Origin of the sequence: Enterococcus sp. DIV2384, assembly GCF_050534975.1 — a bacterium.
Lineage (GTDB): Bacteria > Bacillota > Bacilli > Lactobacillales > Enterococcaceae > Enterococcus > Enterococcus faecalis.
In genome coordinates this window covers 677,751-692,973 of sequence record NZ_CP172905.1, presented here as the reverse complement: position 1 = coordinate 692,973, position 15,223 = coordinate 677,751, and the positions used below count along the sequence as shown (strand labels likewise).

Below are 15,223 nucleotides of genomic sequence, written 5' to 3'. Positions count from 1 at the left end.
AAGATAGTTAGAAAAGAAGCTGGTTATAAACCAGCTTTTCTTTTCTTCTCTTCAATTTTTTCACGGTACATTGCAACTTCGTCTTCAGCACAATAAACATAGTGTCCATTGAGAATTTCACGGAGCTCACGATCTTTTCCATCTGCCGCTGCAGGCTGGTAAACGATCCGTTTACGTGTGCGTTCATAGTCTGGATCTGGTAATGGAATCGCAGAAAGCAAACTTTCTGTATAAGGATGAACGCCGAAATTATAGACATCATCACTTGTGCCCATTTCCAATAATTTCCCACTGTGCATTACGCCAATTCGGTCACTGATATGTTTTACCATCGATAAGTCATGTGCGATAAACAAGTAAGTTAAGCCTTGTTCTTTTTGTAAATCTTGTAATAAGTTTACTACTTGAGCTTGAATCGACACATCCAAAGCCGAAATCGGCTCATCACAGATAATGAAACGTGGATTAACCGCTAAAGCACGAGCAATCCCGATCCGTTGACGTTGCCCACCAGAAAACTCATGAGGATAACGCGTACTGTGACTTGGATTTAATCCCACCGTTTTTAAAAGTTCATTGACTTTTTCTTCCCGCTCTTTTGGTGTTTTAGCTAATCCATTGACATCAATTCCTTCAGCAATAATATCATTGACTTTCATTCTTGGATTCAATGAAGCATATGGATCTTGGAAGATCATTTGAACATCGCGGCGGAATGCTTGCATGTCCGCTTTTGATTTAATTTTGCTAATGTCTTTTCCATCGAAAAGAATTTCACCAGCAGTTGGATCATATAAACGAATGACACTGCGACCAGTTGTTGATTTTCCACTTCCTGATTCGCCAACTAATCCAAAGGTTTCGCCTTCATAAATATGAAAACTAATGTCATCAATGGCTTTTACTTCGTCTTTACGACCAACATTGAAATACTGTTTCAAACCAGTGACTTCTAATAGGACTTTTTTCTCTTCTGCCATTAATTACTACCTCCTGGATTTTTTTGACGCTCTGCATAAATTGCCCAACGACGAACAATCTCTGCTGGAGGCGTAACTTTTGGTGCTTGTGGTGCTAATAACCACGTTGCTGCTTTGTGTGTCGGTGATACTTCAAAATAAGGTGGTTCTTTTTCTGTATCAATTTTTAAAGCAAACTCATTCCGTGGATAGAAGGCATCTCCAGTTGGTGGATCTAATAAATCTGGAGGTGAACCTGGAATCGCATAAAGTTTGTCTTCTGTTCCTTCCATCGTTGGCATTGACCCTAAAAGTCCCCAAGTATATGGATGTTGTGGATTATAGAAAATTTCTTCTGCTGTTCCCACTTCAACCAGACGTCCACCGTACATGACAGCGACACGGTCAGCCACGTTCGCTACTACCCCTAAATCATGGGTAATGAAAATAATCGAAGTGCTAATTTTTTCTTGTAAGTCTTTTAATAACTCTAAAATTTGTGCTTGGATGGTTACATCCAACGCTGTAGTTGGTTCATCTGCAATTAGAACTTCTGGATAACAAATTAAAGCAATTGCAATGACAATCCGTTGACGTTGTCCACCAGAAAATTGGTGTGGATAGTTTTTCAAACGTTTTTCAGCATTAGGAATGCCGACTAATTTTAGTAATTCTAATGCTTGCGCTAAGCCTTCTTTTTTTGAGACTTTATTATGTTTGATTAATGATTCCGCCACTTGTTTGCCAATTGGCATCGTTGGGTCTAATGAAGTCATCGGATCTTGGAAAATCATTGCGATTTCTTTACCACGAATGGCTTGCATTTGTTTTTCTGTTTTATGAACAATATCTTGTCCTTTAAACAAAATTTCCCCGTTATCAATATTGGCATTACTGCTCAACAAACGCATAATACTGCGGGTTGTAACAGATTTACCACTCCCTGATTCACCTACGATGGCTAACGTTTCACCTTTATAAAGATCAAAACTCACACCACGAATGGCGTTGACTTTACCTGCAAATGTATCAAAGGAGATTCTTAAGTCTTTAACTTCTAATACTTTTTCCATAGTCATTCACCACTCTTACTCTTTCATCTTAGGATCAAATGCATCACGTAAACCATCAGCTAACAAGTTGAAACAAATCATGATAACTGAAAGTGTTGCCGCTGGAATCCACATTAAATATGGAAGGAAACGGAAAGTTTTGTATCCTTCGTTTAACAAGGTTCCTAAAGATGCGGTTGGTGGACGTAAGCCTAACCCAATAAAACTTAGGAACGCTTCAAAGAAAATTGCCGATGGGATACTGAACATCATTTGGACAATAATGACACTTGAGATATTCGGTAAAATATGTTTAATAGCAATTTTCCAACGAGATTCGCCCAATGTTTCTGCTGCCATGACAAACTCTTGGTCTTTTAGTTTCATGGTCTGGGCTCGCACAATCCTGGCCATTGATATCCAGTTTGTAATAACCATGGCTAAAACAATCGAAACAATCCCTGGATCAAAGACTGTTAGCATCAAGATCATAACAACTAAGTTAGGAATACCAGAAAGAACTTCTAAAATACGTTGCATCACTGTATCGACACGACCGCCGACTAGCCCGGAAATCAGTCCATACGTTACCCCAATCGTAATATCTAGAATCGCCGCGATAAACGCAATTAATAAGGAAATACGTGTTCCCATAAATAAACGACTTAGGACATCACGACCTAAACCATCTGTTCCTAGATAAAAGTTTACGTTATCCGGAACGTTTGCTTGTGCATATTTATCAACTAATTGACCAGCAACTGTTGTTTTACCATTTAAACCATTCACGCTTTCCAAGCCAGGAATTCGTGGTGGTAAGTTAATGTAAGAAACATTTTGTTTCGTTGGGTTATGTGGTGAAACCCAAATGGTAATAATAGAGATAAAGATAATAACTGCTAAGAAACTCATTGAGATAACTGCAGCTTTATTCTTTTTCAAACGACGCCATGAGTCTTGTAAGAAACTTAAAGACGGTGTGGCAATACGTTCTCTTTCTTTTAGAGTTGAAGTGTTTAGAGGCTGAAACTCATCTGCCGGAATATCTTTAATCGCTTGTGGTAGATTATTTTTATTGACTGTTTCCATTAGCCTTTTGCACCTCCTGATACGCGAATTCTTGGATCAATTAAACCATAAAGTAAGTCAACAATCAGAATTACAACAACTAACATTGTTGAATACAAAATAGTTACTGCCATAATTGTTGGATAGTCGTTTGTCATAATTGATTTTACAAACTGTTCCCCAATCCCAGGGATGGCAAAAATATTTTCTACTACTAAAGAACCTGTCATTAAACCAACGGCTAAAGGTCCTAATAAGGTAATCAATGGAATTAAACTGTTTCTTAACCCGTGGCGGAATGCAACTTGCCAACGACTCAAGCCTTTTGCTTTAGCTAATTCGACATAATCACTATGCAAGACCTCTACCATCTCGGTTCGAATAAACCTAGCCGAATCGGCCATTGGACTCATTGCCAAGGCAATAGTAGGTAAGATTGTGTAGGCAAAACCATTCCACATAGCAATTGGTAAGATTCTTAATTTCATTGCAAAAATGTATTGTAATAATACCGCGAAAACAAAGTTTGGAATAGAACGACCTAAAATGGCTAACAATGTTGCCAACGTATCTACCCAAGTATTTTGACGCATCGCTGCGATAATCCCCAATAAAATACCGACTAACGTACCAAAGATAATCGCTTGTCCTCCCAGTTGAAGGGATGGCCCAATTCGACCAGCTAATAACTTAGCAACAGGTTGGTTTTTAAATTGGAATGAAATACCAAAGTCTCCCGTTACCAGGTTCTTTAAGTAAATTCCGTATTGAACAATCACTGGTTTATCTAAGCCAGATTGTTTATTCAACATAGCGATTGTTTCTGGACTAAGTTTTTCTTGGTTGGTATAAGGCGTACCTGGTAATAATTGCATTAAGAAAAACGTAATCGTTGCGATTAACCACAAAGTGATAATCATGAAAAAGATCCGTTTAAGAAAATATTTTCCAAAACTATTCAATAATGACACCTCCGAGATTTTTTTGACTTCCTCAGTTATTTTCGTTAAAGTAATGACTAGATAGACCACAATAATAGATAGGGTGAACACATGAAAACTTTTAAATGGCCAATTATTACAGCCGTTATTTCCAGTATCGGCATTTTTCTTTACTTATTAATAAGTAAAGAACCTATCACTACCTCCTCATTATCAGATACCTTCTTTATCGTTTCGCTTTTCTTTTTAATTATCGGCATTGCTTTATGGATTATGTCCTCTGGCTTTTTCGATAACTTTCAGCGCTCAATGAAAAACGCATTTCGTTTTAAAAAGAAAAATGAACCGAAAGAGTTTATCCCGCTTTCAGTCATTGGCGATGCACATCGCTCTTTCTGGCTAAAAACTGGGGGCATCTTACTGATTCTGTCTTTAGGCTTTCTACTATTTTACTTGGTCTAAGACAAGATAGCAAGAGGACCGTTGCCTTTTATTCCATGGCAAAGGTCCTTTTTTGTTTGCTATCGATCTTTTGTCAGGTTATTCTGAAATGTATGCCCATTTGTAGTCATACGTTGCGCCAGCAGGATGAACTGCGACATCTTTGACTTTTTCAGCACGTAAATGCGCTTCTGATTTTTGGAATAATGGTACCACACCCATGTCTCCCATAATCGTTTTCTCTGCATTTAACATATCATCCCAACGTTTTTCAGGATTTGTCGCATCTGCGCTACTTGCTGCTTTCACTAACTTGTCAAACTCTGCATTGTTATAACGTCCACGGTTATATGAGTTATCTGAAGCAAATAAGTCTAAGAAACTACTTGGATCAGCATAGTCAGCACTCCAACCACCGATTACTGCATCAAAGTCGCCTTTGTTTGAACGATCTAAACGAACAGAGAATGGAACCGGACTAACCGTTACCTTCACACCATCTAAAGCATCTTGAATTGACCCTTGAACAAATTCAACTGTTTTCTTAGAAGAATCTGCATCTGAAGAAAGAATATCCATTGTTAAGGTTGAAATCCCCAATTCTTTTTTCGCTTTTTCCCAGTATTCTTTAGCTTTTTTCGTATCATATTCAATTTGACTACCTGCTTCTTTAGCAAAGTCTTTGCCGCCACTTGGGTCTTTTGCCATATCTGCTGGTACTAAACCGTTTGGCTCGATAGAACCATCCCCTAAGATTGATTCAACTAACGCTTTACGGTCGATTGAGTAAGAAATTGCTTTACGTAAGTTTGCATTTCTAAATGGTGATTTTTCATCACGTTGATTTAGTTCCATATATTGTGTTGATGCTTCTTTTTGACTAACAAAAGCTGGGTCATTGACCATTTGTTGGGCTAATTCACCAGAAAGAACGACATCGTCTGTTTGTCCATCTTGGAACAAGTTCAACGCGGTTGGTGATTCTTTCACGACATTCACATCTACTGAGTCCAGTTTCACTGTGTCTTTATCCCAATATTGATCGTTTTTCTTGAATGACCATTTTGTATCTGTACCAGGACCATCAAAGCCGTCTAAGACGAATGGACCATTGTAGACAGCACTTTCGCTGTTTGATGCATAATTTTTACCATATTTTTCCACAATATCTTGACGTTGTGGGAAGAACGATGGGAAAGCTAATAAGTAATCAAAGTATGGTGTTGCTTTTTCTAAAGTGATTTCTAATTCTGTATCACTGACTGCTTTAATTCCTAATTCTGATTTATCTTTTTCCCCTTTAGCAATGGCATCACCATTTTTTACAGAGGCATACAGATAAGCATATTCAGAAGCTGTCGCTGGATCAACTGTTCGTTGCCATCCGTAAACATAGTCATTCGCAGTCACTGGTTTACCGTCTGACCATTTTGCATCTTTATTTAATTTAATTTTGTATGTTAGTCCATCTTCAGAAACTTCTGCTTTTTCCGCTGCACCTGCAGGTTGGACTTTGTTATCTTTGTCTAAACGATAAATTCCTTCATATACATTATTTAATGCAATAAAACTAATTCTGTCTGTTGCTAGTGATAAATCAGCTGTTGGCATTTCTTGTTGTTCTGTGACACGTAAAACTTGTTCGCCACTTGCCTTACCGCCACCAGACGCGCTTGAGCTATCTGACGTTCCGCCGCCTCCACAAGCCGCTAAAGTTGTTACGCTAAATAATGTAATCACACCGAATGTTAATGACTTTTTCAATTTCATAGTGTTGCCTCCTAAAATAATACAATCTGTATTTTCTGAAAAATCAGAATTTAATAATTATTTATTGCTATGGAATATATCTTACATTTTTCATATTAAAATTGCAAGTCAAAATGTTAACTTTTTTTAATTTTTCTTCTCTTCCTATCAGAAACCACTCTTTTTCTTCCTGTCTTTTATTGCAATTCTTTTGTCAGTTTTCTAAACATTATGGTAAATTAGGAAGTAAAGGAGTGACAAAATATGAAAAATTCTACGTTTTTAAAGGATTTGTTTGCTATTGATAAAGCAAATGACGAATTATTTCGGTTAGTTGGTGTCGCAATTTGTATGGCAATTCCATTATTAATTGGTTATTTTTCCAATAATTTACTCATTGGGACCTTTGGCTCGATGGGCATTTATACGTTTATTTATTATCAGCCGCTTCCTTTGCCCCAATTATTGCGCAGACTGAATATTGTTGGCTTTTTTATTGTTCTGGGCAACAGCTTAGGAATGCTAAGTCACCATGTACCTTGGTTGATTCCCATTACAATTGCCATCGTCGCTTTTCTTGCACGCTTACTTTTTAGATTGTATGGCATTGAGAAGCCTGGTGCTTTGTTAGTTATCATGTCAACGGCAATGGGAACAAGCAACAATTTTCCTTTACATAAGATTCCCATCATGGCCAGTTTTGTTCTTTTAGGAGTAGTGACCGGCATTATCATGGGCATTGTGCTTCATTTCATCGACAAGCGCCCCTACGTTTTTCAAAAACGGATGTCTCTTCAAGAACGACTTTATATCGATCCCGCTTCTTTATTAGATGCTTTGCATTATGCGGCCATTTTATTTTTAGCGGCTTATTTAAGTCAATCGCTTCATTTAGTCAACGCTTATTGGATGACGTTTACTTGCGCAGCCATTTTACAAGGGGAAAATTTACATTCTGTGATGCAGCGAAATGTTCAACGGATTCTAGGTACGAGTCTTGGTTTGTTGCTTTCTGCAATTTTATTAATGATTCCCTTTACACCTTTACAAACAATCGGTATCATTAGTATTCTATATGCAGCTTTTGAAGGATTCATTAACAGAAACTATGCGATTGCCAGCTTTTTTATTACCCCGATGTCCTTATTATTATCAAATCTTGCACGACAGCAAGTCATTAGTAATCTTTTAAACTATCGATTAGTCGGGATTGTGTTAGGTAGTTTACTTGGTTTTGCCGGCGCTTATGTTTTCACAACTGCGCTACGTTTCTATAATCGGGCCTACTCAATTGATGAAACCTTTGAAAATCAACAAGAAGAAAGAGGCGTTTTATGAAAATAACTTATCCCTTGCCACCAAATTTGCCAGAACAACTTCCTCTATTAACGAACTGTCAATTAGAAGATGAGGCAATCTTAGAAAATCATTTGTATCAGCAGATTGATTTACCGAATCAAGAAGTTCGTAACTTAGTCTTTCGGGATGCTGTTTTCGATCATCTTTCATTAGCAAATGGCCAGTTTGCTTCTTTTGATTGTAGTAATGTGCGTTTTGAAGCTTGCGATTTTTCTAACGTCGAATGGCTGTCTGGCAGTTTTCATCGAGTGACTTTCCTTCGTTGCAATTTGACAGGAACGAATTTTGCAGATAGCTATTTAAAAGATTGTCTATTTGAGGATTGCAAAGCCGATTATGCTTCTTTTCGTTTTGCAAATTTTAATCTTGTTCACTTTAATCAGACTCGTTTAGTCGAAAGTGAATTTTTCGAGGTCACTTGGAAGAAACTCCTTCTAGAAGCTTGCGATTTAACCGAAAGTAATTGGTTAAATACTTCTTTAAAAGGATTGGATTTTTCCCAAAACACCTTTGAACGCTTGACTTTCTCACCAAACTATTTATCAGGTCTTAAAGTCACCCCTGAACAAGCCATTTATTTGGCAAGTGCCCTTGGTTTGGTGATTACCTAAGAAAATTTTAAAAAAATAGCCGAATAACTGGTTCTGTCGGTTCTTTCTTATTAAATTGTTATTAATTTTTTGGAAAAACCAACGGAACCATTTTACTTGTGCCTTATTTTTAGGTAAACTATCTTAGGTTAAGCAATCTCTTTTTTTGGAACAAGAGAAACTTTTGGAATCATTTCCTATAAATCATGAAGAGATTATGACAAACGTTCTTCTAATCCAAGAACGTCTTTTGTCCTATACTCGATTCTACTCAAAAGGAATGTCAGTGAATGAATATAAAAAAACAAGGCCTCGGTCAAGCGACGGGAAAAATCATTTTAATGGGGGAACACGCCGTTGTTTACGGCGAACCAGCAATCGCCTTTCCTTTTCAAGCGACAGAAATCACAGCCGTCTTTACCCCAGCAAAAACTATGCAGATTGATTGTGCATATTTTACAGGATTGCTTGAAGACGTGCCCCAAGAGCTAGCAAATATCAAGGAAGTTGTTCAGCAAACCTTACATTTTTTAAAGGAAGATACGTTTAAAGGCACTTTGACCTTAACAAGTACGATTCCCGCTGAACGAGGAATGGGCTCAAGCGCAGCAACCGCTGTGGCCATCGTTCGAAGCCTTTTTGATTATTTTGATTACGCTTATACATATCAAGAATTGTTTGAGCTTGTTTCCTTAAGTGAGAAAATTGCTCATGGCAATCCTAGTGGTATCGATGCCGCAGCAACAAGCGGCACTGATCCCTTATTTTTTACTAGAGGATTTCCGCCCACACATTTCTCGATGAATTTATCTAATGCCTACTTAGTAGTAGCTGATACGGGAATTAAAGGTCAAACACGTGAAGCAGTGAAAGACATTGCGCAGCTAGCTCAAAATAATCCCACAGCAATCGCTGAAACAATGAAACAATTAGGTTCTTTTACTAAAGAAGCAAAGCAGGCGATTTTACAAGATGATAAACAAAAATTAGGTCAGCTAATGACGTTAGCGCAAGAGCAACTCCAGCAATTAACCGTCAGCAACGATATGCTGGATCGACTAGTGGCTCTCTCTTTAGAACATGGCGCTCTAGGAGCAAAATTAACCGGCGGCGGTCGCGGTGGCTGTATGATTGCCTTAACAGATAATAAAAAGACCGCACAAACCATTGCACAGACTTTAGAAGAAAATGGAGCTGTTGCTACATGGATTCAATCATTAGAGGTGAAAAAGTAATGCTTTCAGGAAAAGCACGAGCGCATACAAATATTGCTCTGATTAAATATTGGGGAAAAGCCAATGAAGAATACATTTTACCAATGAATAGTAGTTTATCATTAACATTAGATGCCTTTTACACAGAAACAACTGTGACATTTGATGCCCATTATTCAGAAGATGTATTTATTTTAGATGGTATCTTGCAAAACGAAAAACAAATAAAAAAAGTCAAAGAATTTTTGAACCTTGTTCGTCAACAAGCCGATTGTACTTGGTTTGCAAAAGTGGAAAGTCAAAATTTTGTGCCTACTGCAGCTGGTTTGGCTTCTTCAGCGAGTGGTCTAGCTGCTTTAGCAGGGGCCTGTAACGTAGCCTTAGGATTAAATCTTTCAGCAAAAGACTTATCACGTTTAGCGCGACGTGGTTCAGGTTCTGCTTGTCGTAGTATTTTTGGTGGTTTTGCTCAATGGAACAAAGGCCACTCTGATGAAACGTCGTTTGCTGAAAATATTCCAGCCAATAATTGGGAAAACGAATTGGCCATGCTCTTTATCTTAATTAATGATGGCGAAAAAGATGTTTCCAGCCGTGATGGAATGAAACGAACAGTAGAAACTTCTAGCTTTTATCAAGGTTGGTTGGACAATGTGGAAAAAGATTTATCCCAAGTTCATGAAGCAATTAAAACAAAAGACTTCCCTCGTTTAGGAGAAATCATTGAAGCCAATGGGTTAAGGATGCATGGAACCACCTTAGGCGCTGTCCCTCCATTTACTTACTGGTCCCCAGGCAGCTTACAAGCGATGGCTTTAGTTCGCCAAGCACGGGCCAAAGGAATTCCTTGCTACTTTACAATGGATGCAGGTCCGAATGTCAAGGTCTTAGTCGAAAAGAAAAACTTAGAAGCATTAAAAACATTTTTAAGTGAACATTTTTCAAAAGAGCAGTTAGTCCCAGCTTTTGCTGGTCCCGGAATTGAATTGTTTGAAACGAAAGGAATGGATAAATAAGCATGATTGAAGTTACTACGCCAGGAAAGTTATTTATTGCAGGAGAATATGCCGTTGTTGAACCTGGCCACCCTGCCATTATCGTTGCTGTGGATCAATTCGTAACTGTGACTGTCGAAGAAACAACAGATGAAGGCAGTATTCAATCTGCACAATACAGCTCGTTACCTATTCGCTGGACACGCCGAAATGGTGAGCTTGTATTAGATATTCGCGAAAATCCTTTTCATTATGTTTTAGCGGCGATTCATCTAACTGAAAAATATGCGCAAGAGCAAAACAAAGAATTGTCATTTTATCATTTAAAAGTGACGAGTGAATTAGATAGTTCAAATGGACGAAAATATGGTCTTGGTTCAAGCGGTGCAGTAACCGTTGGAACTGTCAAAGCCTTGAATATTTTTTATGATTTAGGTTTGGAAAATGAGGAAATTTTCAAATTATCAGCATTAGCTCACTTAGCCGTTCAAGGAAATGGTTCTTGCGGAGATATCGCCGCCAGCTGTTACGGGGGCTGGATTGCCTTTTCAACCTTCGATCATGATTGGGTCAATCAAAAAGTAGCCACTGAAACATTAACTGATTTGTTAGCAATGGACTGGCCTGAATTAATGATTTTTCCGTTAAAAGTACCGAAACAACTACGTTTACTAATTGGTTGGACAGGTAGCCCTGCGTCCACTTCAGACTTAGTTGATCGAGTCCATCAATCAAAAGAAGAAAAACAAGCGGCTTATGAGCAGTTCTTAATGAAAAGTCGGCTTTGTGTCGAAACAATGATTAATGGCTTTAATACAGGAAAAATTTCTGTTATTCAAAAACAAATTACTAAAAATCGCCAATTGCTCGCCGAATTATCTTCACTGACTGGTGTGGTAATCGAAACAGAAGCCTTGAAAAATCTTTGTGATTTGGCTGAATCTTATACAGGAGCTGCGAAATCTTCTGGCGCTGGCGGGGGCGATTGTGGGATTGTAATTTTCCGCCAAAAATCTGGGATTTTACCATTAATGACAGCTTGGGAAAAAGACGGAATTACCCCACTGCCACTTCACGTCTATACCTATGGTCAAAAGGAGTGTAAGGAGAAGCATGAATCGAAAAGATGAACATCTATCATTAGCTAAAGCGTTCCACAAAGAAAAAAGTAATGACTTTGATCGTGTGCGTTTTGTTCACCAATCGTTTGCTGAATCCGCTGTTAACGAAGTGGATATTTCCACTTCGTTTCTTTCTTTTCAGCTTCCCCAACCTTTTTATGTCAATGCAATGACAGGTGGTAGTCAGCGTGCAAAAGAAATTAATCAGCAATTAGGCATTATTGCCAAAGAAACTGGCCTTTTAGTTGCGACAGGATCTGTCTCGGCAGCGTTAAAAGATGCTAGTTTAGCGGATACGTATCAAATTATGCGAAAAGAAAACCCAGATGGACTCATTTTTGCCAATATTGGTGCAGGCTTGGGTGTGGAAGAAGCAAAGCGAGCGCTTGATTTATTTCAAGCGAATGCCTTACAAATCCATGTAAATGTGCCCCAAGAATTGGTCATGCCTGAAGGAGATCGTGATTTCACTAATTGGCTAACCAAAATTGAAGCTATCGTACAGGCCGTAGAAGTGCCTGTCATTGTCAAAGAGGTTGGCTTTGGCATGAGCCAAGAAACCTTAGAAAAACTCACCTCTATCGGCGTTCAAGCAGCGGATGTGAGCGGCCAAGGCGGAACGAGTTTTACACAAATTGAAAATGCCCGGCGGAAAAAACGAGAACTTTCTTTCTTAGATGATTGGGGGCAATCAACGGTCATCTCTCTTCTGGAATCACAAAATTGGCAAAAGAAACTAACTATTCTCGGCTCTGGCGGTGTGCGTAACTCTCTTGATATTGTCAAAGGACTCGCTTTAGGTGCCAAAAGCATGGGAGTTGCTGGGACTATCTTAGCTTCCCTTATGAGTAAAAATGGTTTAGAAAATACCTTAGCCCTTGTACAGCAATGGCAAGAAGAAGTGAAAATGCTTTATACTCTTTTGGGAAAAAAGACGACAGAAGAATTGACGAGTACTGCACTTGTCCTCGATCCAGTTTTAGTTAATTGGTGTCATAACCGTGGCATCGACAGCACTGTTTTCGCAAAACGTTAAAGAGACCAGAACATTAATGTTCTGGTCTCTTTATTTGAGTTCTTTTATCCTACATAAGCATCTAAGATAATTTGTTTTAGTTCACTAATTAATGGTTCTTTCGGATTTGCAGTTGTACATTGGTCTTCATATGCAAGTTCTGCCATACGATCAACCGTTGTGTCTAATGTTTCTTGTGAGACACCTTGGGCTTTCAAGTTCATGTCAATTCCGACTGATTTACCTAAGTCTGCTACTGCTGTTGCTAAAGCTTCTACTAATTCTGCGGTAGTATTTCCTTTTAAGCCTAAGAATTTTGCAATGTCTGCATAATCAGTATCGGCGCGGAAGTAATCATATTTAGGGAACATTGCGTGTTTTGATGGATCTTTCGCATTGTAACGAATAATATGTGGTAATAAAATCGCATTTGTACGACCATGTGGAATGCCATATTCCCCACCAATTTTATGAGCAATAGAGTGACAAATACCTAAGAATGCATTGGCAAATGCCATACCTGCCATGGTTGATGCATTATGCATTTTTTCGCGAGATTCCATATCTGGACGTTTCACTGAATTTTCTAAATGATCGAAAACTAACTTGATTGCTTGTAAACTTAAACCACGTGTGTAATCTGAAGCCATCACGGAAACATAAGATTCAATAGCATGTGTTAAAACATCCATACCTGTGTCTGCAGTGACTGAAGCTGGCACAGACATTACGAACTGTGGATCAACAATCGCTACATCTGGTGTTAACGCATAGTCTGCTAACGGATATTTCACGTGTGTTTCACTATCAGTAATAACGGCAAATGGGGTAACTTCTGAACCAGTTCCTGAAGTAGTTGGAATACAAACAAATTGTGTTTTTTCTGGTTTGGCAATTTTATATGTCCGTTTGCGGATATCTAAGAATTTTTGTTTTGCACCAAAGAACTCTGTATCTGGGTGTTCATAGAACATCCACATGCCTTTCGCCGCGTCCATTGCAGAACCGCCACCCAAGGCAATCACTGTATCTGGTTGGAAATCAACCATCATTTTGGTACCTGCATAAACAGTATTTGTTGATGGGTTTGGTTCAACATCAGAAAATACTTCGATTTTCACATCATTTTTACGTTTTTGTAGCTCTTTACGTACGATATCTGCATAGCCAAATTGAACCATACCTGGGTCACAAACTAACATGACACGTTCAACATTTTCCATTTTTTGTAGATATTGTAAAGAATTTTTTTCAAAGAAAATTTTTGGAGGTAATTTAAACCATTGCATATTATTTCTCCGTTTCGCTACCGTTTTAATATTAATTAAGTTAATGGCTGATACGTTTTTAGAAACAGAGTTTTTCCCGTATGAACCACAACCAAGTGTTAAGGATGGAATCATTTCGTTATAAATGTTACCGATACCGCCTTCTGCTGATGGAGTATTCACTAAAATACGACAAGCTTTCATACGTAAACCAAAAGCAACTTGTAACTCTTCATCTTCTGTATGAATTACTGCTGTATGTCCTAAACCACCTAAGTTTAACATCGCTTCACATAGTTCAAAAGCATGCTCTGCATTGTTTGATTTCATCATTGCTAAAACTGGTGATAATTTTTCTCTTGATAATGGATATTCTGGACCTGCACCTTCTAATTCAGCGACTAAAATTTTTGTGCCTTTTGGTACGCTAATTCCTGCTAATTCAGCAATTTTTTCTGCAGAGTTACCGACAATCGCTGGATTTACTGCGTATTTGCCTTCATTCATCACTGCATCTTCTAGTTTTTGTAATTCATTCGGTTTCACGAAGTAAACGTTATGTGCTTCAAACTCAGCTTTGACAGAAGCATAAATTTCTTTATCCACAATGACCGCTTGCTCAGAAGCACAAATCATTCCATTATCAAATGATTTTGAAACAATTAAATCATTAACCGCACGTTTTACTTTAGCCGTTTTTTCAATATAAGCTGGTACGTTCCCAGGACCAACGCCTAGTGCTGGTTTACCTGTTGAGTATGCAGATTTTACCATGCCTGCGCCACCAGTTGCTAAAACAATGGCAATCCCTGGATGATTCATCAAAGCAGATGTTGCATCAATCGATGGTTGTTCAATCCATTGAATACAATTTTCTGGTGCACCTGCTGCAATCGCCGCATCCCGTACAATACGTGCCGCTTCTGCCGAACATTTTTGTGCGCTAGGATGGAAAGCAAAAACAATTGGATTTCTTGTTTTTAAGGCAATTAGTGATTTAAAAATAGTTGTTGACGTTGGGTTCGTTGTTGGTGTGACCCCACATACCACGCCAACTGGCTCAGCAATTTCCATTAAGCCGGTTTGTTCGTCTTTGTTAATTACACCCACTGTTTTATCATGTTTAATATTATTCCAAATGTATTCAGATGCATACATATTTTTGATTGCTTTATCTTCATAGATTCCACGGCCAGTTTCTTCGACAGCCATTTTTGCTAAAGGCATATGTTGGTCTAACGCCGCCATCGCCATTTGATGGACAATGTGATCTACTTGTTCTTGTGTAAAATCTTCCATTGCTTTTAAAGCGACATTCGCTTTTGTTGCTAATTCATCAATCATTGATGAAACATCAACTGTTTCTGTCTTTTCTTTTTTTACTGTTTTAACCATGTTCATCCTCCTAAGAGTTTCATTTTAAAAAAACTTTGTTAACTATTTCACATTCA

At 38.3% G+C, this 15,223-nt stretch carries 13 protein-coding genes; 7 read left to right on the top strand and 6 right to left on the bottom strand.

Going from position 1 to position 15,223, the window contains the following annotated elements; translation table 11 throughout:
- Nucleotides 1-23: 23 nt before the first annotated feature.
- From opp1F to opp1B, 4 genes are read right to left on the bottom strand one after another with little or no spacing between them, the layout of a single operon-like run.
- Nucleotides 24-980 (bottom strand): oligopeptide ABC transporter ATP-binding protein Opp1F, encoded by a 957-nt coding sequence (opp1F, locus tag IGK54_RS03305; protein WP_002355795.1) that lies wholly within the window; start codon nt 978-980, stop codon nt 24-26.
- Complete coding sequence (opp1D, locus tag IGK54_RS03300) at nt 980-2,038, bottom strand: oligopeptide ABC transporter ATP-binding protein Opp1D (protein WP_002355794.1); 1,059 nt, start codon at nt 2,036-2,038, stop codon at nt 980-982. Before opp1D ends, opp1F begins: the two co-directional genes overlap by 1 nt.
- A 9-nt stretch (nt 2,039-2,047) precedes the next feature.
- The gene (opp1C, locus tag IGK54_RS03295; protein WP_002355787.1) at nt 2,048-3,100 is read right to left on the bottom strand and encodes an oligopeptide ABC transporter permease Opp1C; all 1,053 of its coding nucleotides are present in this window, start codon (nt 3,098-3,100) and stop codon (nt 2,048-2,050) included.
- On the bottom strand, nt 3,100-4,041 hold the full coding sequence (gene opp1B, locus IGK54_RS03290; protein ID WP_002381304.1) for an oligopeptide ABC transporter permease Opp1B: 942 nt from the start codon (nt 4,039-4,041) through the stop codon (nt 3,100-3,102). The genes opp1C and opp1B overlap by 1 nt, the downstream gene beginning before the upstream one ends.
- A 90-nt stretch (nt 4,042-4,131) precedes the next feature.
- On the opposite strand from opp1B, the gene IGK54_RS03285 reads away from it, so the two are divergent.
- Nucleotides 4,132-4,482, top strand: a complete 351-nt coding sequence (locus IGK54_RS03285) for a DUF3899 domain-containing protein (protein ID WP_002355784.1) — start codon at nt 4,132-4,134, stop codon at nt 4,480-4,482.
- A 78-nt stretch (nt 4,483-4,560) separates the two neighbouring features.
- Here IGK54_RS03285 and opp1A read toward each other — a convergent pair whose 3' ends face one another.
- Entirely contained in the window at nt 4,561-6,231 is a 1,671-nt protein-coding gene (opp1A, locus tag IGK54_RS03280; RefSeq protein ID WP_010825074.1) for an oligopeptide ABC transporter substrate-binding protein Opp1A, read from the bottom strand.
- A gap of 243 nt (nt 6,232-6,474) precedes the next feature.
- Here opp1A and IGK54_RS03275 point away from each other — a divergent pair, with 243 nt between their 5' ends.
- The 6 genes from IGK54_RS03275 to fni all read left to right on the top strand — a co-directional run bounded on the left by IGK54_RS03275 (nt 6,475) and on the right by fni (nt 12,525).
- The gene (locus IGK54_RS03275) at nt 6,475-7,548 is read left to right on the top strand and encodes an FUSC family protein (RefSeq protein ID WP_002355782.1); all 1,074 of its coding nucleotides are present in this window, start codon (nt 6,475-6,477) and stop codon (nt 7,546-7,548) included.
- Nucleotides 7,545-8,180 (top strand): pentapeptide repeat-containing protein, encoded by a 636-nt coding sequence (locus tag IGK54_RS03270; protein WP_002355781.1) that lies wholly within the window; start codon nt 7,545-7,547, stop codon nt 8,178-8,180. The genes IGK54_RS03275 and IGK54_RS03270 overlap by 4 nt, the downstream gene beginning before the upstream one ends.
- A 269-nt stretch (nt 8,181-8,449) precedes the next feature.
- A complete protein-coding gene (gene mvk, locus IGK54_RS03265) occupies nt 8,450-9,394 on the top strand; it encodes a mevalonate kinase (protein ID WP_109537658.1) in 945 nt (314 codons plus the stop codon).
- Nucleotides 9,394-10,389: a diphosphomevalonate decarboxylase gene (gene mvaD / locus IGK54_RS03260; protein ID WP_430603347.1), complete on the top strand. Its 996-nt coding sequence runs from the start codon at nt 9,394-9,396 to the stop codon at nt 10,387-10,389. Before mvk ends, mvaD begins: the two co-directional genes overlap by 1 nt.
- A gap of 2 nt (nt 10,390-10,391) precedes the next feature.
- Nucleotides 10,392-11,498, top strand: a complete 1,107-nt coding sequence (locus IGK54_RS03255; RefSeq protein WP_002355777.1) for a phosphomevalonate kinase — start codon at nt 10,392-10,394, stop codon at nt 11,496-11,498.
- Nucleotides 11,482-12,525 (top strand): type 2 isopentenyl-diphosphate Delta-isomerase, encoded by a 1,044-nt coding sequence (fni, locus tag IGK54_RS03250; protein ID WP_002399734.1) that lies wholly within the window; start codon nt 11,482-11,484, stop codon nt 12,523-12,525. The genes IGK54_RS03255 and fni overlap by 17 nt, the downstream gene beginning before the upstream one ends.
- A 44-nt stretch (nt 12,526-12,569) precedes the next feature.
- Here the strand turns inward: fni and adhE are convergent, their stop codons facing one another.
- Nucleotides 12,570-15,167 (bottom strand): bifunctional acetaldehyde-CoA/alcohol dehydrogenase, encoded by a 2,598-nt coding sequence (gene adhE / locus IGK54_RS03245; protein ID WP_002388933.1) that lies wholly within the window; start codon nt 15,165-15,167, stop codon nt 12,570-12,572.
- Nucleotides 15,168-15,223: the final 56 nt, after the last annotated feature.